Annotated in this window: 28 protein-coding genes; all 28 read left to right on the forward strand. The window is 65.6% G+C overall.

The annotated features are described in order from the left end of the window. Window positions 1–131 precede the first annotated feature (131 nt). The 28 genes from fusA (at window position 132) to ACV7NO_RS08670 (ending at window position 18,839) form a co-directional block, all read left to right on the forward strand. Window positions 132–2,228 (forward strand): elongation factor G, encoded by a 2,097-nt coding sequence (fusA, locus tag ACV7NO_RS08535; RefSeq protein WP_463405578.1) that lies wholly within the window; start codon window positions 132–134, stop codon window positions 2,226–2,228. A gap of 102 nt (window positions 2,229–2,330) precedes the next feature. Then, the gene (tuf, locus tag ACV7NO_RS08540; RefSeq protein ID WP_463405579.1) at window positions 2,331–3,524 is read left to right on the forward strand and encodes an elongation factor Tu; all 1,194 of its coding nucleotides are present in this window, start codon (window positions 2,331–2,333) and stop codon (window positions 3,522–3,524) included. 158 nt (window positions 3,525–3,682) lie between these two features. Further along, window positions 3,683–3,991, forward strand: a complete 309-nt coding sequence (gene rpsJ, locus ACV7NO_RS08545) for a 30S ribosomal protein S10 (protein ID WP_375273201.1) — start codon at window positions 3,683–3,685, stop codon at window positions 3,989–3,991. 257 nt (window positions 3,992–4,248) lie between these two features. Beyond that, window positions 4,249–5,001 (forward strand): 50S ribosomal protein L3, encoded by a 753-nt coding sequence (gene rplC, locus ACV7NO_RS08550; RefSeq protein WP_463405580.1) that lies wholly within the window; start codon window positions 4,249–4,251, stop codon window positions 4,999–5,001. Between the two features lie 2 nt (window positions 5,002–5,003). Continuing rightward, the gene (gene rplD, locus ACV7NO_RS08555; RefSeq protein WP_463405581.1) at window positions 5,004–5,630 is read left to right on the forward strand and encodes a 50S ribosomal protein L4; all 627 of its coding nucleotides are present in this window, start codon (window positions 5,004–5,006) and stop codon (window positions 5,628–5,630) included. After that, window positions 5,623–5,940 (forward strand): 50S ribosomal protein L23, encoded by a 318-nt coding sequence (locus ACV7NO_RS08560; RefSeq protein ID WP_463405582.1) that lies wholly within the window; start codon window positions 5,623–5,625, stop codon window positions 5,938–5,940. Before rplD ends, ACV7NO_RS08560 begins: the two co-directional genes overlap by 8 nt. Window position 5,941: 1 nt before the next feature. Then, on the forward strand, window positions 5,942–6,775 hold the full coding sequence (gene rplB, locus ACV7NO_RS08565; protein WP_463405583.1) for a 50S ribosomal protein L2: 834 nt from the start codon (window positions 5,942–5,944) through the stop codon (window positions 6,773–6,775). Next, window positions 6,775–7,050 carry a 30S ribosomal protein S19 gene (gene rpsS / locus ACV7NO_RS08570; protein ID WP_463405584.1) on the forward strand — a complete coding sequence of 92 codons (276 nt, stop codon included), beginning with the start codon at window positions 6,775–6,777 and terminating at the stop codon, window positions 7,048–7,050. Before rplB ends, rpsS begins: the two co-directional genes overlap by 1 nt. Beyond that, the gene (gene rplV, locus ACV7NO_RS08575; protein WP_463405585.1) at window positions 7,050–7,427 is read left to right on the forward strand and encodes a 50S ribosomal protein L22; all 378 of its coding nucleotides are present in this window, start codon (window positions 7,050–7,052) and stop codon (window positions 7,425–7,427) included. Before rpsS ends, rplV begins: the two co-directional genes overlap by 1 nt. After that, window positions 7,427–8,134 carry a 30S ribosomal protein S3 gene (gene rpsC / locus ACV7NO_RS08580; RefSeq protein ID WP_463405586.1) on the forward strand — a complete coding sequence of 236 codons (708 nt, stop codon included), beginning with the start codon at window positions 7,427–7,429 and terminating at the stop codon, window positions 8,132–8,134. The genes rplV and rpsC overlap by 1 nt, the downstream gene beginning before the upstream one ends. Window positions 8,135–8,146: 12 nt before the next feature. Then, on the forward strand, window positions 8,147–8,581 hold the full coding sequence (gene rplP, locus ACV7NO_RS08585; RefSeq protein WP_463405587.1) for a 50S ribosomal protein L16: 435 nt from the start codon (window positions 8,147–8,149) through the stop codon (window positions 8,579–8,581). 1 nt (window position 8,582) lies between these two features. After that, complete coding sequence (gene rpmC / locus ACV7NO_RS08590; RefSeq protein ID WP_463405588.1) at window positions 8,583–8,786, forward strand: 50S ribosomal protein L29; 204 nt, start codon at window positions 8,583–8,585, stop codon at window positions 8,784–8,786. Window positions 8,787–8,796: 10 nt separating this feature from the next. Then, window positions 8,797–9,069 (forward strand): 30S ribosomal protein S17, encoded by a 273-nt coding sequence (gene rpsQ, locus ACV7NO_RS08595; RefSeq protein WP_463405589.1) that lies wholly within the window; start codon window positions 8,797–8,799, stop codon window positions 9,067–9,069. A gap of 171 nt (window positions 9,070–9,240) precedes the next feature. Continuing rightward, complete coding sequence (gene rplN / locus ACV7NO_RS08600; RefSeq protein WP_017979484.1) at window positions 9,241–9,609, forward strand: 50S ribosomal protein L14; 369 nt, start codon at window positions 9,241–9,243, stop codon at window positions 9,607–9,609. Next, window positions 9,609–9,926: a 50S ribosomal protein L24 gene (gene rplX, locus ACV7NO_RS08605; protein ID WP_463405590.1), complete on the forward strand. Its 318-nt coding sequence runs from the start codon at window positions 9,609–9,611 to the stop codon at window positions 9,924–9,926. The genes rplN and rplX overlap by 1 nt, the downstream gene beginning before the upstream one ends. After that, window positions 9,919–10,503 carry a 50S ribosomal protein L5 gene (rplE, locus tag ACV7NO_RS08610; protein ID WP_463405591.1) on the forward strand — a complete coding sequence of 195 codons (585 nt, stop codon included), beginning with the start codon at window positions 9,919–9,921 and terminating at the stop codon, window positions 10,501–10,503. Before rplX ends, rplE begins: the two co-directional genes overlap by 8 nt. 156 nt (window positions 10,504–10,659) lie before the next feature. Beyond that, entirely contained in the window at window positions 10,660–10,965 is a 306-nt protein-coding gene (gene rpsN, locus ACV7NO_RS08615) for a 30S ribosomal protein S14 (protein WP_463405592.1), read from the forward strand. A gap of 10 nt (window positions 10,966–10,975) precedes the next feature. Further along, window positions 10,976–11,371, forward strand: coding sequence for a 30S ribosomal protein S8 (gene rpsH / locus ACV7NO_RS08620; protein WP_055845506.1), 396 nt, complete (start codon window positions 10,976–10,978; stop codon window positions 11,369–11,371). Next, the gene (rplF, locus tag ACV7NO_RS08625) at window positions 11,371–11,904 is read left to right on the forward strand and encodes a 50S ribosomal protein L6 (protein ID WP_463405593.1); all 534 of its coding nucleotides are present in this window, start codon (window positions 11,371–11,373) and stop codon (window positions 11,902–11,904) included. The genes rpsH and rplF overlap by 1 nt, the downstream gene beginning before the upstream one ends. After that, window positions 11,901–12,257 (forward strand): 50S ribosomal protein L18, encoded by a 357-nt coding sequence (gene rplR / locus ACV7NO_RS08630; protein ID WP_463405594.1) that lies wholly within the window; start codon window positions 11,901–11,903, stop codon window positions 12,255–12,257. The genes rplF and rplR overlap by 4 nt, the downstream gene beginning before the upstream one ends. A gap of 2 nt (window positions 12,258–12,259) precedes the next feature. Further along, window positions 12,260–13,051: a 30S ribosomal protein S5 gene (rpsE, locus tag ACV7NO_RS08635; RefSeq protein ID WP_463405595.1), complete on the forward strand. Its 792-nt coding sequence runs from the start codon at window positions 12,260–12,262 to the stop codon at window positions 13,049–13,051. 6 nt (window positions 13,052–13,057) lie between these two features. Continuing rightward, a complete protein-coding gene (rpmD, locus tag ACV7NO_RS08640; protein WP_463405596.1) occupies window positions 13,058–13,234 on the forward strand; it encodes a 50S ribosomal protein L30 in 177 nt (58 codons plus the stop codon). A gap of 99 nt (window positions 13,235–13,333) precedes the next feature. Beyond that, on the forward strand, window positions 13,334–13,876 hold the full coding sequence (rplO, locus tag ACV7NO_RS08645) for a 50S ribosomal protein L15 (protein WP_463405597.1): 543 nt from the start codon (window positions 13,334–13,336) through the stop codon (window positions 13,874–13,876). Between the two features lie 238 nt (window positions 13,877–14,114). Then, window positions 14,115–15,479 (forward strand): preprotein translocase subunit SecY, encoded by a 1,365-nt coding sequence (secY, locus tag ACV7NO_RS08650; protein WP_463405598.1) that lies wholly within the window; start codon window positions 14,115–14,117, stop codon window positions 15,477–15,479. Between the two features lie 63 nt (window positions 15,480–15,542). Then, on the forward strand, window positions 15,543–16,193 hold the full coding sequence (locus tag ACV7NO_RS08655; protein WP_463405599.1) for an adenylate kinase: 651 nt from the start codon (window positions 15,543–15,545) through the stop codon (window positions 16,191–16,193). Window positions 16,194–16,514: 321 nt separating this feature from the next. Next, window positions 16,515–17,207 (forward strand): winged helix-turn-helix domain-containing protein, encoded by a 693-nt coding sequence (locus ACV7NO_RS08660; RefSeq protein WP_463405600.1) that lies wholly within the window; start codon window positions 16,515–16,517, stop codon window positions 17,205–17,207. A 22-nt stretch (window positions 17,208–17,229) separates the two neighbouring features. Next, window positions 17,230–18,573: a sensor histidine kinase gene (locus ACV7NO_RS08665; RefSeq protein WP_463405601.1), complete on the forward strand. Its 1,344-nt coding sequence runs from the start codon at window positions 17,230–17,232 to the stop codon at window positions 18,571–18,573. A gap of 32 nt (window positions 18,574–18,605) precedes the next feature. After that, window positions 18,606–18,839 carry a hypothetical protein gene (locus ACV7NO_RS08670; protein ID WP_463405602.1) on the forward strand — a complete coding sequence of 78 codons (234 nt, stop codon included), beginning with the start codon at window positions 18,606–18,608 and terminating at the stop codon, window positions 18,837–18,839. Window positions 18,840–18,974 lie beyond the last annotated feature (135 nt).

Here is an 18,974-nt window from a genome sequence, read left to right on the forward strand (position 1 = left end):
CTATATGGGGTGAGGCGCCTTCGGGCGCCTCGCCTCGTCACCGTTCGCCATCGGCTTGAACGGGAATGGGGTGGGAACCCCCTACGAGATTCTAGCCCCCGCCGCCCCGCATGCGGCACAGGAGTACGACCATGGCCCGCAGCCATCCGCTCGACCGTTACCGCAACATCGGCATCATGGCGCACATCGACGCCGGCAAGACGACGACGACCGAGCGCATCCTCTATTACACCGGCAAGTCCTACAAGATCGGCGAGGTCCATGAGGGCACCGCGACGATGGACTGGATGGAGCAGGAGCAGGAGCGCGGGATCACGATCACGTCGGCCGCGACGACCTGCAAGTGGCGCGCCGAAGAGGGCAAGGGTGAAGAGCACCTCATCAACATCATCGACACGCCGGGCCACGTCGATTTCACGATCGAGGTCGAGCGGTCGCTGCGCGTGCTCGACGGCGCGGTCGCGTGCTTCGACGGCGTCGCGGGTGTCGAGCCGCAGTCGGAGACGGTGTGGCGCCAGGCTGACAAGTATGGCGTGCCGCGCATGTGCTTCGTCAACAAGCTGGATCGCACCGGCGCGGACTTCTATTTCTGCGTCGACTCGATCATCGAGCGCCTCGGCGCGCGTCCGGCGGTGCTGTATCTGCCGATCGGCATCGAGGGCGGGTTCAAGGGCCTTGTCGACCTGGTCGAGAACCGCGCGATCATCTGGCTCGAGGAGTCGCTGGGCGCGAAGTTCGAATATCAGGACATCCCCGAGGACCTGGCTGAAAAGGCCGCCAAGTATCGCAGCGACCTGATCGAGATGGCGGTCGAGCAGGACGATGCGCTGATGGAGGCGTATTTGGAGGGCAACGAGCCGAGCACGGCCGACCTCAAGGCGCTGATCCGTAAGGGTACGCTCAGCATGGCGTTCGTGCCGGTCGTCTGCGGCTCTGCGTTCAAGAACAAGGGCGTGCAGCCGCTGCTCGACGCGGTCGTCGACTATCTGCCGTCGCCGCTCGACGTGCCTGCGATCCAGGGCCTCAAGCTCGATGGCGTGACGCCGGACGAGCGTCCGTCGTCGGACGAGGTGCCGTTCTCGGCGCTGGCGTTCAAGATCATGAACGATCCGTTCGTCGGCACGCTGACCTTCGCGCGCATCTATTCGGGCAAGCTCGAAACCGCGTCGCAGGTGACCAACTCGGTCAAGGACAAGAAGGAAAAGGTCGGCCGCATGCTGCTGATGCATGCGAACGAGCGCGAGGACATCCAGGTGGCCTATGCGGGCGACATCGTCGCGCTGGCGGGTCTGAAGGACACGACGACCGGCGATACGCTGTGCGCCATCAACGCGCCGATCATCCTCGAGCGGATGGAATTCCCCGAGCCCGTGATCGAGCTGTCGGTGGAGCCGAAGACGAAGGCCGACCAGGAGAAGATGGGCGTCGCGCTCAACCGTCTCGCGCGCGAAGACCCGTCGTTCCGCGTGTCTTCGGACAGCGAGAGCGGGCAGACCATCATCAAGGGCATGGGCGAGCTCCATCTCGAGATCCTGGTCGATCGCATGAAGCGCGAGTTCAAGGTCGAGGCGAACGTCGGCGCGCCGCAGGTGGCGTATCGCGAGTATCTCAAGAAGCCGGTCGACATCGACTACACGCACAAGAAGCAGTCGGGCGGCACCGGCCAGTTCGGCCGCGTCAAGGTGAAGCTGGCGCCGGGCGAGCGTGGATCGGGGATCGTCTTCAAGGACGAGATCAAGGGCGGTAACATTCCGAAGGAATATATCCCCGCGATCGAGAAGGGCTTCCGTGAGACGGCTGCCTCGGGCTCGCTGGTCGGCTTCCCGATCATCGATTTCGAGATCCTGCTGTACGACGGCGCGTACCATGACGTCGATTCGTCGGCGCTGGCGTTCGAAATCTGTGCGCGCGGCGCGATGCGCGAGGCGGCACAGAAGGCGGGAATCACGCTGCTCGAGCCGGTCATGAAGGTCGAGGTCGTCACCCCGGAGGATTATCTGGGCGACGTCATCGGCGACATGAACTCGCGTCGCGGGCAGATCCAGGGCACCGACACGCGCGGCAACGCGCAGACCGTCGAGGCCATGGTGCCGCTGGCGAACATGTTCGGGTACGTCAACGCGCTGCGGTCTTTCACGCAGGGCCGCGCGCAGTATTCGATGCAGTTCTCGCACTATGACGAGGTTCCGTCGAACGTCGCCGACGAAGTGAAGGCGAAGCTGGCCTGAGCGTCTCGCTCAGGGCTGGCATAACCGTAAAAGAGCCGTTATGGGGCCGCGTTCGCGCGGTCCGACATGGCGGCGGTCGAATCCGAATCAGAAGGTAGGAAAATGGCAAAGGCAAAATTCGAGCGGAACAAGCCGCACCTCAACATCGGCACCATCGGTCACGTCGATCACGGCAAGACGTCGCTGACGGCAGCGATCACGAAGGTCCTGGCCGAGACGACGGGCGGCACCGCAGTCGACTTCGCCAACATCGACAAGGCGCCCGAGGAGCGTGAGCGCGGCATCACGATCTCGACCGCGCACGTCGAGTACGAGACCGAAGCGCGCCACTATGCGCACGTCGACTGCCCGGGCCACGCCGATTACGTGAAGAACATGATCACCGGTGCGGCGCAGATGGACGGCGCGATCCTGGTCGTGTCGGCGACGGACGGCCCGATGCCGCAGACCCGCGAGCACATCCTGCTGGCGCGCCAGGTCGGCGTGCCCGCGATGGTCGTGTTCATGAACAAGGTCGATCTGGTCGACGACGAGGAAATCCTCGAGCTGGTCGAGCTGGAAATCCGCGAGCTGCTCAGCTCGTACGAGTTCCCGGGCGACGACATTCCGATCGTCAAGGGTTCGGCGACCTGCGCGCTGTCGGGCTCGAACGACAAGTTCGGCAAGGACGCGGTCCTCGAGCTGATGAAGGCCGTCGACGAGTACATCCCGCAACCCGAGCGTCCGCTCGACAAGCCGTTCATGATGCCGATCGAGGACGTGTTCTCGATCTCGGGTCGTGGCACGGTCGTCACCGGCCGCGTCGAGACGGGCATCGTCAAGGTCGGCGAGGAAGTCGAGATCGTCGGTATCCACCCGACCGTCCGCAAGACCACGGTCACCGGCGTCGAGATGTTCCGCAAGCTGCTCGACCAGGGCCAGGCGGGCGACAACGTCGGCGCGCTGATCCGCGGCGTCGCTCGTGACGAAGTCGAGCGCGGCCAGGTGCTCTGCAAGCCGGGCTCGATCAAGCCGCACACCGACTTCAACTCGGAAGTGTACGTGCTGTCGAAGGAAGAGGGGGGCCGTCACACGCCATTCTTCGGTAACTATCGTCCGCAGTTCTACTTCCGCACCACGGACGTGACCGGCACCGTCGAGCTGCCCGAGGGCACCGAGATGGTCATGCCCGGCGACAACGTCGCACTGGGCATCAAGCTGATCGCGCCGATCGCGATGGACGTGGGCCAGCGCTTCACGATCCGCGAGGGTGGCCGTACCGTCGGCGCAGGGGTTGTCAGCGCAATCTCGAAGTAATATAGGCGCCAGCCTTGAGACGACGGCCGGTCCCGGGAAACCGGGGCCGGCCGTTGCCTTTTAATGAGGGCAGGCTTCATCGGAGCCCGCCAGACAGTCGCGTTTTCAATCAGCAAGAGCCGCGTCACGCGGCCCGCTCTTTCGCATCGGTAGGGATCATGGACAGCAATATCCGCATTCGCCTCAAGGCGTTCGATCATCGTGTGCTCGATCAGGCCACCGGTGAGATTTCCGACACCGCTCGACGTACCGGCGCGCTGATCCGTGGCCCAATTCCGCTGCCGACGCGCATCGAGAAGTTCACGGTGAACCGCGGCCCGCACATCGACAAGAAGTCGCGCGAGCAGTTCGAGGTCCGTACCTACAAGCGCATGCTCGACATCGTCCAGCCGACCCCGCAGACGATCGACGCGCTGATGAAGCTCGACCTCGCGGCAGGCGTTGACGTCGAGATCAAGTTGGCCTAATGGGCCGCATCCCGCGGTTGACGTCGAGTCCCGCGGGTTTGTCGTTCCCGGCTCAGGCCGGGAGCCCGGTCCCCGCTCAGGCGGGGCGCCAGACCAGACAAGAGATACCGCCGCCGGCTTCGGCCGTCGGGACAGCGTCTCCCGTCCGTCCCTTCACAGGGACGTTCAGCCCGGGACGGGGGCACGCTTCGCACATCCGGGCTGGCACGCACCTGAGGGAATGGTTCCTGCGGGTGCCTCTGTGAGGAGTATGGATCATGCGTACCGGCGTGATCGCGAAGAAAATGGGGATGACCCGGATTTTCCAGGATGACGGTCGGCATGTGCCGGTCACCGTTCTCCAGCTGGAAGCCCTGCAGGTCGTTTCCCGCCGCGAACAGACTATCGATGGTTATACCGCCGTCCAGCTCGGTGCTGGCGTTGCCAAGGCGAAGAACGTCGCCAAGCCGCAGCGCGGCCACTTCGGCAAAGCCGAGGTCGAGCCCAAGGCGATCGTGGCCGAGTTCCGCGTGACCGAGGACAACCTCCTCGACGTCGGCGCAGAGTTGTCGGCCGATCACTATGTTGCCGGCCAGCTGGTCGATATCCAGGGTCGCACGCAGGGCAAGGGCTTCGCTGGCGGCATGAAGCGCTGGAACTTCGGCGGGCTTCGCGCCACGCACGGCGTTTCGGTGTCGCACCGCTCGCTCGGTTCGACCGGCCAGCGCCAGGATCCGGGCCGCGTCTTCAAGAACAAGAAGATGGCCGGGCACATGGGCGACAAGTATCGCACCCAGCAGAACCTCGAGATCGTCGGCACCGACGTCGAGCGCGGCCTGATCTTCGTCAAGGGGTCTGTCCCCGGTTCGAAGGGCGGCTGGCTGTTCGTCAAGGACGCGGTCAAGGTCAAGGCGCACGCCGACGCCCCGTATCCCGCCAGCCTGAAGCAGGCTGCCAACAGCAACACCGCCGCCGACACGCCCGCCGAGACTTCGGATGCGCCGGTTGCGACCGACGGCCAGGAGGGCTGAACGTGAAGGTCAAGATTTCCTCCTTCGCCGGTGAGGCCACGCAGGACCTCGAGCTCAACGACGAGGTCTTCGGCCTCGATCCGCGCGCCGACATCCTGCACCGGGTCGTCACCTGGCAGCTCGAGAAGCGTCGCGCGACCGCGCGCGGCACTCGCGAGCGTGCCGACGTCGCCCGCACGGGCAAGAAGTTCGGTCGCCAGAAGGGCGGCGGTACGGCGCGTCACGGCGATCGTCGCGCTCCGGTGTTCATCGGCGGTGGCAAGGCGCACGGCGCCCGCGTCCGTGATTTCGATCCGTCGCTGAACAAGAAGATCCGCGCGCTCGGCCTGAAGATGGCGCTGTCGACCCACGCCAAGGCGGGCTCGCTGTTCGTCATGGATTCGCTGGTCGTCGAGGGCAACAAGACCAAGACGCTGCTCGGCGATCTCGCCAAGCTGGGTTTCGGAAAGTCGGCGCTGGTGATCGACGGCGACGCCGTCGAGACGACCTTCGCGCTGGCGGCGGGCAACCTGCATCACGTCAACGTGATGCCGGCGGCCGGCGCCAACGTCTACGACATCCTGAAGCATGACACGCTGGTGCTGACCCGCGCCGCCGTCGAGAAGCTGGAGGCGCGCTTCAATGGCTAAGCAGCAGAAGGCCGCGATCGACAATCGTCACTATGACGTGATCGTCGCGCCGCACATCACCGAAAAGACCACGCTGCTCAGCGAGCACAACGCGGTCGTCTTCAAGGTCGCGAACACCGCGTCGAAGCCCGAGATCAAGGCCGCCATCGAGGCGATCTTCGACGTGACGGTGACGGGCGTGAACACGATCGTCCAGAAGGGCAAGACGAAGCGCTGGAAGGGGGCTCCCTATCAGCGCTCGGACATCAAGAAGGCGATCGTGACGCTCAAGGACGGGCAGTCGATCGACGTGACGGAGGGGGCCAAGTAAGATGGCACTCAAGCATTACAATCCGACGAGCCCGGCCCGCCGCGGCCTGGTTCTCGTCGACAAGTCGTCGCTTTGGAAGGGCAAGCCCGTCAAGGCGCTGACCGAGGGCAAGCGCAAGTCGGGTGGCCGCAACAACAAGGGCCATGTGACGTCGCGCGGCATCGCGGGCGGCCACAAGCAGCGCTATCGCTTCATCGACTTCAAGCGTCGCAAGTGGGACGCCGAGGGCACGGTCGAGCGGCTGGAGTACGATCCCAACCGCACCGCGTTCATCGCGCTCATCAGCTATGCCGATGGCGAGCAGAACTACATCATCGCGCCGCAGCGTCTTGCGGTGGGTGACAAGGTGATCGCCGCCAAGAAGACCGACGTGAAGCCGGGCAACGCGATGGAGCTGGGCCAGATGCCGGTCGGCACGATCGTCCACAACGTCGAGATGAAGCCCGGCAAGGGCGGCCAGATCTCGCGTTCGGCCGGCACCTATGTGCAGGTCGTGGGCCGTGATCGCGGGATGGTGATCGTTCGCCTGAACTCGGGCGAGCAGCGCTATATCCATGGCGAGTGCATGGCGACGGTGGGTGCGGTGTCCAACCCGGACAACCAGAACCAGAACCTCGGCAAGGCGGGCCGTTCGCGCTGGATGGGCAAGCGCCCGCTGACGCGCGGCGTCGCGAAGAACCCGGTCGACCATCCGCACGGCGGTGGTGAAGGCCGGACCTCGGGCGGCCGTCATCCGGTCACGCCGTGGGGCAAGCCGACCAAGGGTGCGCGCACCCGCCACAACAAGGCGACGGACAAGATGATTATCCGCAGCCGTCACGCGAGGAAGAAGTAATGGCGCGCTCTCTCTGGAAGGGGCCGTTCGTCGAGCTGAGCCTTCTCAAGAAGGCCGAAGCCGCGCAGGACGCCGGTGGCCGCGCGCCGATCAAGACCTGGTCGCGCCGGTCCACCATCCTGCCGTCGTTCGTCGGTCTGACCTTCAACGTCTACAACGGTCGCAAGTTCGTGCCGGTGTCGATCAATGAGGACATGGTGGGCATGAAGCTGGGCGAGTTCGCTCCCACCCGGTTCTTCCCCGGTCACGCCGCCGACAAGAAGGGCAAGCGCTGATGTCTAAGCCTGCATCCCCCCGCAAGGTCGGCGAGAAGGAAGCCCTCTCGGTCGGCACCCAGATCCGCGGTTCGGCGCAGAAGCTGGGCCTGGTCGCCGCGCTCATCCGCGGCCGCAAGGTCGGTGACGCGATGAACATCCTGGCCTTCTCGAAGAAGGGCATGGCCGAGGACGCGCGCAAGGTCCTCGCATCGGCGATCGCCAACGCGGAGAACAACCACAACCTCGACGTCGACGCGCTCGTCGTCCACGAGGCGTCGGTCGGCAAGTCGATCACCATGAAGCGCTTCGCGACCCGCGGCCGTGGCAAGTCCACCCGCATCCTGAAGCCGTTCAGCCGTCTGCGCATCGTCGTGCGCGAGCAGGAAGAAGCGTAATGGGTCACAAGAGCAACCCCATCGGTCTGCGCCTGCAGATCAACCGGACCTGGGACAGCCGCTGGTACGCAGAGGGCGCCGAATATGGCCGTCTTCTGCTCGAGGATCTCAAGATCCGCGCGTTCATCATGAAGACGCTGCCGCAGGCCGCGATCTCGAAGGTGGTGATCGAGCGTCCGGCGAAGCTGGCACGCATCTCGATCTTCGCGGCGCGCCCCGGTGTCATCATCGGCAAGAAGGGCACCGACATCGAGCGTCTGCGCAAGACGATCGGCGCGATGACCTCGTCGGAAGTGTCGCTGAACATCGTCGAGATCCGCAAGCCCGAGATCGACGCCAAGCTCGTCGCACAGGGCATCGCCGATCAGCTGGAGCGTCGTATCGCGTTCCGCCGTGCGATGAAGCGTGCGGTGCAGTCCGCGATGCGCCTGGGTGCCGATGGCATCCGCGTCGCCTGCGGCGGCCGTCTCGGCGGTGCCGAGATCGCGCGTTCGGAGAGCTATCGCGAGGGCCGGGTTCCGCTGCACACGCTGCGCGCGAACATGGACTATGCCGAGGCACAGGCCCACACCGCTTACGGCGTGTGCGGCGTGAAGGTGTGGATCTTCAAGGGCGAGATCCTTGGCCACGACCCGATGGCGCAGGACCGGCTGATGATGGAGGCCCAGACCTCCGGCGTGCGCCCTGCGCGCGACGATCGCCGCTAAGGAACACCAGACATGTTGCAGCCAAAGCGCACCAAGTTCCGCAAGGCCTTCAAGGGCCGCATCCATGGCGATGCCAAGGGTGGCACCAGCCTCAACTTCGGGTCGTACGGCCTGAAGGCGATGGAGCCGGAGCGGATTACCGCACGCCAGATCGAGGCGGCCCGCCGCGCGATCACGCGTCACATCCGCCGTCAGGGCAGGTTGTGGATCCGGATCTTCCCGGACGTCCCCGTCTCGTCAAAGCCCGCCGAAGTCCGCATGGGCAAGGGCAAGGGTTCGCCGGAGTTCTGGGCCGCCCGCGTGAAGCCGGGCCGGATCCTGTTCGAACTCGACGGTGTCGAGGGCAAGATCGCCGCTGAGGCGTTCGAGCGGGCAGCCATGAAGCTGCCGATCAAGGTGAAGGTCGTCGCCCGTCTCGGCGACACCTCGCATCTCGGAGGCGAGTGATATGGCGAATTCCGATTTCGTCGCGAAGACCGACGACCAGCTGAGCGAGCAGCTCGGCCAGCTCAAGCGCGAGCAGTTCAACCTCCGCTTTCAGGCGGCGACGAACCAGCTCGAGAAGCCGAGCCGCGTCCGCGAGGTCCGTCGTGACATCGCCCGCATCAAGACCCTGCAGGCGCAGCGCACCAGCGCCGCGTCCGCGAAGTAAGGAACGTATCATGCCGAAGCGCGTGCTGACCGGAGTGATCGTCTCCGACAAGGGCGAGAAGACGGTGGTCGTGAACGTGGAGCGCAAGGTCAAGCATGCGGTCTACGGCAAGATTATCCGCCGTTCGAAGAAGTATCACGCCCATGACGAGGCGAACGAGTACAAGCAGGGCGAAACCGTGCGGATCGAAGAGACCGCACCGATCTCCAAGCTGAAGACCTGGAAGGTCGTCGATCGGGTGAACACCCATGCGACGCCGGAGCGGGTCGACGTCGACGCGTAACGCCATCGCTCGGCCGTGAGGTCGTGCGATGTTCGCGGAAGGGCGATTGCCTTTCCGCCGCGGAGTGGCTAAGGGGCCGCTCCCCCTGGAACGGTTCGCCGTTCCGGGGGTCGTTATTTTAAGGCGGGGCTGGGTCGGTATCCACCCCAAGAGAGAGAAGGAACGGGATCGATGATCCAGATGCAATCCAATCTCGACGTCGCTGACAACAGCGGCGCGAAGCGGGTGCAGTGCATCAAGGTGCTGGGTGGCTCGAAGCGTCGCACGGCATCGGTCGGCGACATCATCGTCGTCAGCATCAAGGAAGCACAGCCCCGCGGCAAGGTGAAGAAGGGTGACGTGCATCGCGCCGTCATTGTCCGCACCGCCAAGGACATCCACCGGGCCGACGGCTCGACCATCCGCTTCGACGGCAACGCCGCCGTGCTGGTCAACAAGAACGAGGAGCCGATCGGCACCCGTATCTTCGGGCCGGTCGTGCGCGAGCTGCGCGGTAAGAAGCACATGAAGATCATCTCGCTCGCGCCGGAGGTGCTGTAATGGCTGCCGCACGTATCAAGAAGGGTGACAAGGTCATCGTCCTGTCCGGTAAGGACAAGGGCAAGACCGGCGAAGTCACGCTGGCGATGCCGAAGGACGGCAAGGTCGTCGTGTCGGGCGTCAACGTCTCGACCCGCCACCGCAAGCCCAGCCAGGCGGAGCCGCAGGGCGGGCTCGTCAAGGTCGAGGCGCCGATGCACATCTCGAAGGTCGCGCATGTGACCGCCGACGGGAAGCCGACGCGCGTGCGCTTCGAGACCCAGGACGGCAAGAAGGTCCGCGTGGCCGTGAAGACGGGGGACAAGATCGATGGCTGACACCAAGCCCCGGATGAAGGCGATCTATGATGATCGCATCATTGCCGCGATGACCGAGAAGTTCGGTTACAAGAACGTCATGGAGATCCCGCGTCTCGACAAGATCGTCATCAACATGGGTGTTGGCGAAGCGACGCAGGACAAGAAGCGCGTCGAGCAGGCCGCGTCCGAGATGGAGCTGATCGCGGGCCAAAAGCCCGTCATCACCAAGGCGAAGAAGTCGATCGCGCAGTTCAAGCTGCGCGAGGGCATGCCGATCGGCGTGAAGGTCACCCTTCGTCGCGAGCGCATGTACGAATTCCTCGACCGCTTCATCACGATCGCGCTGCCGCGTGTTCGCGATTTCCGCGGGCTGAACCCGAAGAGCTTCGACGGACGCGGCAACTATGCCTGCGGCCTGAAGGAGCAGATCGTGTTCCCCGAGATCAGCTATGACCGGGTCGACAAGATCCGCGGCATGGACGTGATCGTGACCACGACCGCCAAGACCGACGACGAAGCGCGCGAGCTGCTCCGTCTGTTCGGCTTCCCCTTCCCGCACGAGGAAGAGGCTGCCGACGAGAAGAAGGCGGCGTGATCTACTCCCTCTCTCCGCTTGCGGGGAGAGGGCAGGGGGGAGGAGCATACGGCTCCTCGTTCCGACCAGTGACCGGGAGGGTGCAGGCGTTCTGCCCCTCTCCCCGACCCTCTCCCCGCAAGCGGAGGGAGGGAGACAGGAAGAGAGCTTAAGTCCATGGCGAAACTGAGTTCGGTGAACAAGAACGAGCGTCGCAAGAAGCTGGTGAAGCAATATGCTCCCAAGCTTGCGAAGCTGAAGGCGCAGGCGAACGACCAGAGCCTCGACGAGACCGAGCGTCTCATCGCGCGGCTCAAGATGGCCGAGCTGCCGCGCAACGCGAATCCGACGCGTATCCGCAATCGCTGCGAAGTGACGGGCCGTCCGCGCGCCTATTATCGCAAGTTCCGTCTCGCGCGCGTCATGCTGCGCGAGCTGGCCAACAAGGGGATGATCCCCGGCCTGACGAAGTCGAGCTGGTAAGGACCTGGCAATGGCAGTGACCGATCCCCTGGGTGACCTGCTCACCCGCATCCGCAATGGCCAGCGCGCGAAGAAGGACTCCGTCCTCTCGCCCGCGTCGAAGCTGCGCGTCCGCGTGCTCGACGTGTTGCAGCGCGAAGGCTATATCCGTGGCTACAGCGAAGAGCAGATGGGCCCCGCGGCTGGCGTTCGCATCGAGCTGAAGTATTTCGAGGGCCAGCCCGCGATCAAGCATGTCGCGCGCGTCTCGAAGCCCGGCCGCCGTGTCTATTCGGGCTCGCAGGAACTCCCGCGCGTCATGAACGGCCTCGGCATCACCATCGTCTCGACGCCCAACGGCGTTCTGTCCGACGCGGAAGCGCGCGAGCAGAATGTCGGCGGCGAAGTGCTCGCGGAGGTCTTCTGATGAGCCGCATCGGCAAGAAGCCGGTTCCCGTACCGGCAAACGTCACCACGACGATCGACGGACGTGTCATGACGGTCAAGGGCCCCAAGGGCGCACTGACCCTCGCGATGCGCGACGAGATCACGTACACGATCGAGGACGGCGGCATTTCGGTGCAGCCGGCGAACGATACCAAGCAGGCGCGCGCTTTCTGGGGCATGCAGCGCACGCTGGTGCAGAACCTGGTCACCGGCGTGACGGACGGCTTCACCAAGAAGCTGCTCATCACCGGCGTTGGCTACCGCGCCGCGGCGCAGGGGCGCAACCTGAAGCTTCAGCTGGGCTACAGCCACGACGTCAACATCGACGTTCCGGCCGACCTCGAGGTGAAGACGCCCGATGCGACCACGGTCGAGATCAGCGGTGCCGACAAGCAGAAGGTGGGCCAGTTGGCCGCCGAGATCCGTCGCTGGCGTAAGCCCGAGCCCTACAAGGGCAAGGGCATCAAGTACGAGGGCGAGTACATCTTCCGTAAGGAAGGGAAGAAGAAGTGACCAAGGGCCTTTCGCTTTTCGAGAAGCGGCGTCGCCGCAACCGCACCGCGCTGCGTGCACGGGCCGGCACCCGCGCCCGCCTGTCGGTGCATCGTTCGGGCAAGCATATCTATGCCCAGATCATCGACGATGCGGCCGGCACGACGGTCGCTTCGGCATCCACCTTGGAGAAGGACGTTCGCGGCACTTCGGGGGCCAACGTCTCCGCAGCGACCGAGGTCGGCAAGCGCGTCGCCGAGAAGGCGAAGGCGGCCGGCGTGACGCAGGTGGTCTTCGACCGCGGCGGCTTCCTGTACCACGGCCGCGTCAAGGCGCTGGCCGAGGCGGCTCGTGAAGCCGGATTGGAGTTCTGAATATGGCTGACGAGAACAACACGCAGGCACCGGAGGCCGCGGCTCCGGCAGCTTCGGCGCCCGAGCAGCAGCAGTCGACCGGCTATCAGGGCAACCAGGGCGGTGGTCGTGGTCGCGGTGGTCCCGGCGGCGGTGGCGGTCGTGGCGGCCCCGGCGGCAATCGCGGCGGTGGCCCTGGCGGCAACCGTGGCGGCCGTGATGGCGGTCGTGGCGGTCGCGACAATCGTGGCGGCCCGCGCGGCAGCGACGATGGCGGCGAAGAGCTGATCGAGAAGCTGGTCCACATCAACCGCGTCTCGAAAACGGTGAAGGGCGGCAAGCGCTTCGGCTTCGCGGCGCTGGTCGTGGTCGGCGACGGCAAGGGCCGGGTCGGGTTCGGGCATGGCAAGGCGCGCGAAGTGCCGGAAGCCATCTCGAAGGCGACCGCAGCCGCCAAGAAGGCGATGGTTCGCGTGCCGCTGAAGGAAGGCCGCACGCTGCATCATGACGGCAACGGGCATTTCGGTGCCGGCCGCGTGACGCTTCGTTCGGCGCCGCAGGGCACCGGGATCATCGCGGGTGGCCCGATGCGCGCCATCTTCGAATCGCTCGGCGTGGCCGATGTCGTGACCAAGTCGGTCGGGACGTCGAACCCGTACAACATGATCCGTGCCACCTTCGAGGCGCTGGGCGACCAGACCTCGCCCAAGGCGGTGGCGCAGCGTCGTGGCAAGAAGATCGCCGACCTGCTGGGTCGTGGTCACGGTGCCGACGCACAGACCGCCGAGGCTGATGCCGCGGCGCTGGTGGAGTAACACATGATGGCAACCATCAAGATCAAGCAGACCGGTTCGCCGATCCGCCGCGTATCGAGCCAGCGTGCGACGCTGATCGGCCTCGGCCTCAACAAGATGCACAAGGTCTCGGAGCTGGAGGACAGCCCCGAGGTCCGCGGGATGATCCGCAAGGTGCAGCACATGGTCGAGGTGCAGGGCTGAGCCCTTCGCGTTCTACCAGGTGACAAATACGGGGAAGGGGGCTAACCGGCCCCCTTCCTTTTTCCAATAGCGCGACAAAAGCGAAAGCGAGTGCACGACATGAAGCTGAACGAACTCCGGGACAATGCAGGTGCCCGCAAGTCCAAGATCCGCGTCGGACGCGGCATCGGCTCGGGCAAGGGCAAGACCGGCGGCCGCGGCCAGAAGGGCCAGAAGAGCCGCGAGGGCGTGTCCATCGCCGGCTTCGAGGGCGGCCAGATGCCGCTCCACATGCGTCTGCCGAAGCGTGGCTTCAACAACATCTTCGCCAAGGATTACGCGACCGTGAACCTCGGCGCGATCCAGAAGGCGGTCGAGGCAGGCAAGCTCGACGCCGGCGCGACGATCGACCAGGCGACGCTGCGCGCGGCCGGTCTGTCGCGCGGTGGCAAGGACGGCGTCCGGCTGCTGGCGAAGGGCGAGTTCTCGATGAAGCTTGCCTTCCAGGTCGCTGGCGTTTCGGCGTCGGCGCGCGAGGCGGTCGAGAAGGCTGGTGGTTCGGTTGACGTGCCGGTGCTGGTGCCCGCGGCTGAGAAGGCTGCCGCCAAGAAGGGCGTGAAGTACAAGGAGCGCGCGGCGCACAAGGCGTCGTTCAAGGCGTGATGCTCGACCGTTTGCGCTGAGCTTGTCGAGGGACTGTCCGTCTTTTTCCGTCGAAGGAAAGATGGACAGGGCTTCGACAGGCTCGGCCCGAATGGGTTGGGTTGTGCGTACAGCATTAGACAAGCGCGCTCTCGCGCCTATATGAGCGGCGGGGCGGGTCACAACGCATCCCGCCGCTTTTCGTTTGAACGCCGTGAGAGTTTATTTCACGCAGCGTCGCATCAGGACTGATACACGCATGGCATCCGCAGCCGATCGTATGGCGCAAAGCGTCAGCCTCGCGAAATTCGCGAAGGCCACCGACCTCAAGAAGCGGTTGTGGTTCACGATCGGCGCGCTGATCGTGTTCCGGCTGCTCAGCTATGTGCCGCTGCCGGGCGTCGATCCGACCGCGCTGGGCCTGCTGAGCCAGCAGACGCAGGGCGGCGTGCTCGATTTCTTCAACACCTTCTCTGGCGGGTCTCTCAGCCGGATGTCGCTGATCGCGCTTGGTGTGATGCCCTACATCACCGCCTCGATCGTGGTGCAGCTGGCGACGTCGCTGTCGCCGCAGCTCGCCGCGATCAAGAAGGAAGGCGAGAGCGGGCGCAAGCGGCTCAACCAGTATACCCGCTACGGCACGGTCGCGCTGACCGCGGTGCAGGGCTATTTCATCGCGGTCGGCCTCGAGGCGCTGGGCGCGACGCAGGGCGTGCAGGCGGTGATCGAGCCGGGCATGCTGTTCCGCGTCGGCGCGGTGATCTCGCTGATCGGGGGCACAATGTTCCTGATGTGGATCGGCGAGCAGATCACCAGCCGCGGGATCGGCAACGGCGTGTCGCTCATCATCATGGCAGGAATCGTCGCGCATTTGCCGACGACGCTCATCAACCTGCTGGAGGGTGGGCGCTCGGGCTCGGTCGGCGGCGGACGTCTGATCGGGATCGTCGTTGCGGTCGTCGGACTGATCCTGCTGATCTGCTTCATGGAGCGCGCGCAGCGCCGCATCCTGATCCAGTATCCCAAGCGCCAGACGCAGCGCGGGATGCAGGCGGACCGCAGCCACCTGCCGCTCAAGATCAACACCGCGGGCGTGATCCCGCCGATCTTCGCGTCGTCGCTGCTGCTGATGCCGCTGACGATCAGCCAGTTCGCGGGCCAGAAGGTCGCGGGCGAGAGCCAGTGGGGCGACTTCGTCATCTCGCTGAACCAGTATCTCCAGCATGGCTCGCCGGTGTACATGGCGCTTTATGCGGCCGGTATCATCTTCTTCTCGTTCTTCTACACCGCGGTCGTCTTCAACCCGGAGGAGACCGCCGAGAACCTGAAGCGCTATGGCGGGTTCGTGCCGGGTATCCGGCCGGGCAAGAACACCGAGACGTATTTCGACTATGTCCTGACGCGTATCACCGTCATCGGCGCAGCGTACCTGACCTTCATCTGCGTGGTGCCGGAGTATCTGGTGTCGGCATTGCAGATCCCGTTCTATCTGGGCGGGACCAGCCTCCTGATCGTCGTCAACGTCACGATGGACACGGTGACGCAGATTCAGTCGCACCTGCTCGCGCATCAATATGGTGACCTCATCAAGAAGGCGAAGCTCAAGGGTGGGCGGCTTCGCTGATCGCACGAGGGGGCGGGCCGGCAAGGTTACGCCCCGACCAACGCATTGGGAGAGCGTTCGACCGTGAATATCATCCTTCTGGGGCCGCCTGGGGCGGGCAAGGGGACGCAGGCTGCGAAGCTCGTCGCCGACCGCGGCATGGTCCAGCTGTCGACCGGCGACATGCTCCGTGAAAAGCGCAAGGTCGATTCGCCGCTGGGCCGCGAGGTCGCCGCAATCATGGATTCGGGCGCACTGGTGTCTGACGCGATCGTCTCCGCGCTGATCGACGACAAGCTGGCGTCGATGGATGCAGACCAGGGCGCGATCTTCGACGGCTATCCGCGGACGGCGGCGCAGGCCGAATCGCTCGACGGGATCCTGGCGGGGCGTGGCCGGACGCTCGACTATGTCGTCGAACTGGTCGTCGACGAGGACGCGCTCGTCGAACGGATCGTCGGACGCTACACCTGTGCGAACTGCGGTGCTGGCTATCACGACGTGTTCCAGAAGCCCAGGGTCGAGGGTGTGTGCGACAAGTGCGGCTCGACCGCGTTCAAGCGCCGCCCCGACGACAACGAGGCCACCGTGCGCACGCGGATGGCGGAATATCGCGCAAAGACCGCCCCGATCCTGCCGCTGTACGACGCGCGTGGGCTCATACGCCGCGTCGACGGGATGGCGGACATCGATCATGTCAGCGCGGCGATAGAGGCAGCGCTGGCGGGGAAGTGATGTCCTACGTCGTTACCCCGGGGAAAGCTGGGGTCTCTTTGCAAGGGGCGCGTCGCTGCGTTGGGCGATCCCGGCTTTCGCGGGGATGACGGTTTTGAAGAATGACAGTCTTTTCATGAAGGCGTCACCGCGATGACGGGCGGTCCCGGTTAGGTCCTTCCTCGTGGCCGGCGTTCTCCCGGCGTCGGTCACGCCCTCTGATACAGCGACGTCGGCGTCCATTTCCCGTGGTCACCGAGGGGCCGGCGGGACGTAGCGTCCCGCCGGCTTTCGCCGTATGTGGAAGGCCGTGATGCGCAACGGGCCGATGGGACGCCGAGGATGAGCCGCAAGATCCTGATCGTCGAGGACGACGCCGCCACGCAGGGCTATCTGGCCAAGGGGCTCGCAGAGGCCGGCTATGCGGTCGAGGCGTGTGGCGACGGTCGCGATGGCCTGTTCCTGGCGAGCGAAGGCATCTTCGACCTCATCATCGCGGACCGGATGCTGCCCGGGCTCGACGGGCTGGCGATGGTCGGCGCGATCCGCGCGGCGGGGATCGCGACCCCGGTCCTGATCCTGTCCGCGCTCGCGGCGGTCGACCAGCGTGTCGACGGGCTGAAGGCGGGGGCCGACGACTATCTGTGCAAGCCCTTCTCGTTCGCCGAGCTTTCCGCGCGGATTGAGGTGCTGCTGCGTCGCTTCGACCGGGTGGCCGGCGAATCGACGAAGACGCGTCTGTCGGTCGGCGATCTCGAGATCGACCTGCTGGCGCGCAGCGTCTCGCGATCGGGCAAGGCGATCCCGCTCGGCGCGCGTGAGTTCAACCTGCTCGAATATCTCGCGCGCCACGCCGGCCAGGTCGTGACGCGCACGATGATGCTCGAGAAGATCTGGAACTATCATTTCGATCCGGGCTCGAACGTCGTCGACGTCCATATCGGGCGCCTACGCCGCAAGCTCGAGGACGGGTTCGGCGCGCCGATCCTTCACACCGTGCGCGGCGCGGGCTACCGGCTCTCGCCCGAGGGCTGATGCGCGGACAGCGATTCGCTTGATGCGGTTGTCGGTCACCGCGCGGATCGCACTGCTGTCGATCGCGCTTGCGCTCGCGTCCAACTTCGCGGTGATCCTGTTTGTCTGGAAGCAGACGCATGACGATGCGATCGCGACCGTACGCCGCGACACCGTCGAGCAAGCCGAGGACTTCCGCGAGATCTGGCGATCGGGCGGCGACCGCGCGCTGGCCGCCGCGGTGATGCGCGCGCGGCAGCCCGGCGACGTCACGACGATCGTCGCGCTACTCGACGGCGAGGGCCGTCACGTGCTGGGCACCGGACCGGCGCGCGTCGACACGATTCCGATCGCGCCGACGACGTTCCGCATCGCGCATATCGCGAGCAGCGCGCCGTGGTCCGAGCACGAGGCGGGCTATGCCGTCCACCGGCTGGGGGGATACTGGCTGCTCAACGGCAGCCTGCTCGCGGTGGTCGAGCAGGAGCAGCGCGCGCTGGAAAGCGCGCTGGCGATCGCGGTGCTGGTGTCGCTGATCCTCGGCGTGCTCGGAGGGCTGGTGCTGACGCGGTACGTGTCGGCGCGACTGGTGCGCATCGCGGGCGTCGTCGCGGCGGCGGGCGAGGGTGACCTGACGCGGCGGGTGCCGCTGGTGGCGGGCGGGCGGGACGCGTTCGACCGGCTCGCGGTTCGGTTGAACGCCACGCTGGACCGGCTGGAGCGCGTGATGGCCGAACTGCGCGTGGTCACCGACAGTCTGGCGCACGACCTTCGCTCCCCGCTCGCGCGCCTGCGAACGAAAACCGAACAGGCGGTGTTGATCGCCGACCCGGTGCAGCGCGAGACTGCGCTCGGCGGGCTGCTGACCGAGACCGACCTCGTCATGCGGATGCTGACGATGGTGATCGAGATCAGCCGGTCCGAGGCTGTGTCGCGCGATCGGTTCACGCTGGTCGATCCGGGCGAACTGGTCGAGGAGATCGGCGAACTCTACGAACCCGTCGCGGAGGACCAGGGTGTCGATCTGGCGGTGGTGCTCGACAATCATCCGCTGCCGATGATGCTCCACCGCGAACTGCTGAGCCAGGCGATCACCAACCTGATCGACAATGCGCTGAAGCATGCCAAAGGCGCCGACGTGACCTTGCGGCTCGCCGCGGTGCCGGACGGGATCGCGATCCAGGTCGAGGATCGCGGGCCGGGCATCGCGCAGGCCGATCGCGCGCAGGCGCTCAAGCGGTTCGGTCGACTCGACTCGGCGCGGACGACGCCGGGGGCGGGGCTGGGGATGGCGCTGATCGAGGCGGTCGCGCGGCTGCATGGCGGCCGGTTCGAGATGGCGGACAACGCGCCGGGGCTGGTCGCACGGATCATAGTGCCGCGTTGAGCCCGTCCGTGGCCTGGGCTAGGCGTCGGCGCATGGATCTGCTCACCGCCTTCGGCCTCTTCGCGGTTTCGTTCATGCTGCTATGCTACGCGCTCGAGGGGCGTGCGTCGGTCTGGACCCTGGGGTTCGCGGTTGGCTGCCTGCTCGGATCGGCCTATGGCTTCTTGCAGGGCGCGTGGCCGTTCGGCGCGGTCGAACTGATCTGGTCGGGCGTCGCGCTGCGGCGCTGGGGACATATCCGCGGGGATGCGGAACCGATCGCTTGACAGGGTGTTCGCCCGTGCCTAGTTGCTCCCTACTCCGACACACCGGTTCCCGGCGGCGCTCTTTTGCGCTCGCCGCGCTACTGCGTTCAGGCCCTGTGGGTCGGATCAACTGCGAAGAGATGGGGCCCGTGCAGC

This window comes from Sphingomonas sp. Ell38C01 (assembly GCF_055231975.1).

Coding starts and splice junctions, on each gene's coding strand:
- fusA (WP_463405578.1), top strand. CDS start 132: ATGGCCCGCAGCCATCCGCTCGACCGTTACCGCAACATCGGCATCATG.
- tuf (WP_463405579.1), top strand. CDS start 2,331: ATGGCAAAGGCAAAATTCGAGCGGAACAAGCCGCACCTCAACATCGGC.
- rpsJ (WP_375273201.1), top strand. CDS start 3,683: ATGGACAGCAATATCCGCATTCGCCTCAAGGCGTTCGATCATCGTGTG.
- rplC (WP_463405580.1), top strand. CDS start 4,249: ATGCGTACCGGCGTGATCGCGAAGAAAATGGGGATGACCCGGATTTTC.
- ACV7NO_RS08560 (WP_463405582.1), top strand. CDS start 5,623: ATGGCTAAGCAGCAGAAGGCCGCGATCGACAATCGTCACTATGACGTG.
- rplB (WP_463405583.1), top strand. CDS start 5,942: ATGGCACTCAAGCATTACAATCCGACGAGCCCGGCCCGCCGCGGCCTG.
- rpsS (WP_463405584.1), top strand. CDS start 6,775: ATGGCGCGCTCTCTCTGGAAGGGGCCGTTCGTCGAGCTGAGCCTTCTC.
- rplV (WP_463405585.1), top strand. CDS start 7,050: ATGTCTAAGCCTGCATCCCCCCGCAAGGTCGGCGAGAAGGAAGCCCTC.
- rpsC (WP_463405586.1), top strand. CDS start 7,427: ATGGGTCACAAGAGCAACCCCATCGGTCTGCGCCTGCAGATCAACCGG.
- rplP (WP_463405587.1), top strand. CDS start 8,147: ATGTTGCAGCCAAAGCGCACCAAGTTCCGCAAGGCCTTCAAGGGCCGC.
- rpmC (WP_463405588.1), top strand. CDS start 8,583: ATGGCGAATTCCGATTTCGTCGCGAAGACCGACGACCAGCTGAGCGAG.
- rpsQ (WP_463405589.1), top strand. CDS start 8,797: ATGCCGAAGCGCGTGCTGACCGGAGTGATCGTCTCCGACAAGGGCGAG.
- rplN (WP_017979484.1), top strand. CDS start 9,241: ATGATCCAGATGCAATCCAATCTCGACGTCGCTGACAACAGCGGCGCG.
- rplX (WP_463405590.1), top strand. CDS start 9,609: ATGGCTGCCGCACGTATCAAGAAGGGTGACAAGGTCATCGTCCTGTCC.
- rplE (WP_463405591.1), top strand. CDS start 9,919: ATGGCTGACACCAAGCCCCGGATGAAGGCGATCTATGATGATCGCATC.
- rpsN (WP_463405592.1), top strand. CDS start 10,660: ATGGCGAAACTGAGTTCGGTGAACAAGAACGAGCGTCGCAAGAAGCTG.
- rpsH (WP_055845506.1), top strand. CDS start 10,976: ATGGCAGTGACCGATCCCCTGGGTGACCTGCTCACCCGCATCCGCAAT.
- rplF (WP_463405593.1), top strand. CDS start 11,371: ATGAGCCGCATCGGCAAGAAGCCGGTTCCCGTACCGGCAAACGTCACC.
- rpsE (WP_463405595.1), top strand. CDS start 12,260: ATGGCTGACGAGAACAACACGCAGGCACCGGAGGCCGCGGCTCCGGCA.
- rpmD (WP_463405596.1), top strand. CDS start 13,058: ATGGCAACCATCAAGATCAAGCAGACCGGTTCGCCGATCCGCCGCGTA.
- rplO (WP_463405597.1), top strand. CDS start 13,334: ATGAAGCTGAACGAACTCCGGGACAATGCAGGTGCCCGCAAGTCCAAG.
- secY (WP_463405598.1), top strand. CDS start 14,115: ATGGCATCCGCAGCCGATCGTATGGCGCAAAGCGTCAGCCTCGCGAAA.
- ACV7NO_RS08660 (WP_463405600.1), top strand. CDS start 16,515: ATGAGCCGCAAGATCCTGATCGTCGAGGACGACGCCGCCACGCAGGGC.
- ACV7NO_RS08665 (WP_463405601.1), top strand. CDS start 17,230: ATGCGGTTGTCGGTCACCGCGCGGATCGCACTGCTGTCGATCGCGCTT.
- ACV7NO_RS08670 (WP_463405602.1), top strand. CDS start 18,606: ATGGATCTGCTCACCGCCTTCGGCCTCTTCGCGGTTTCGTTCATGCTG.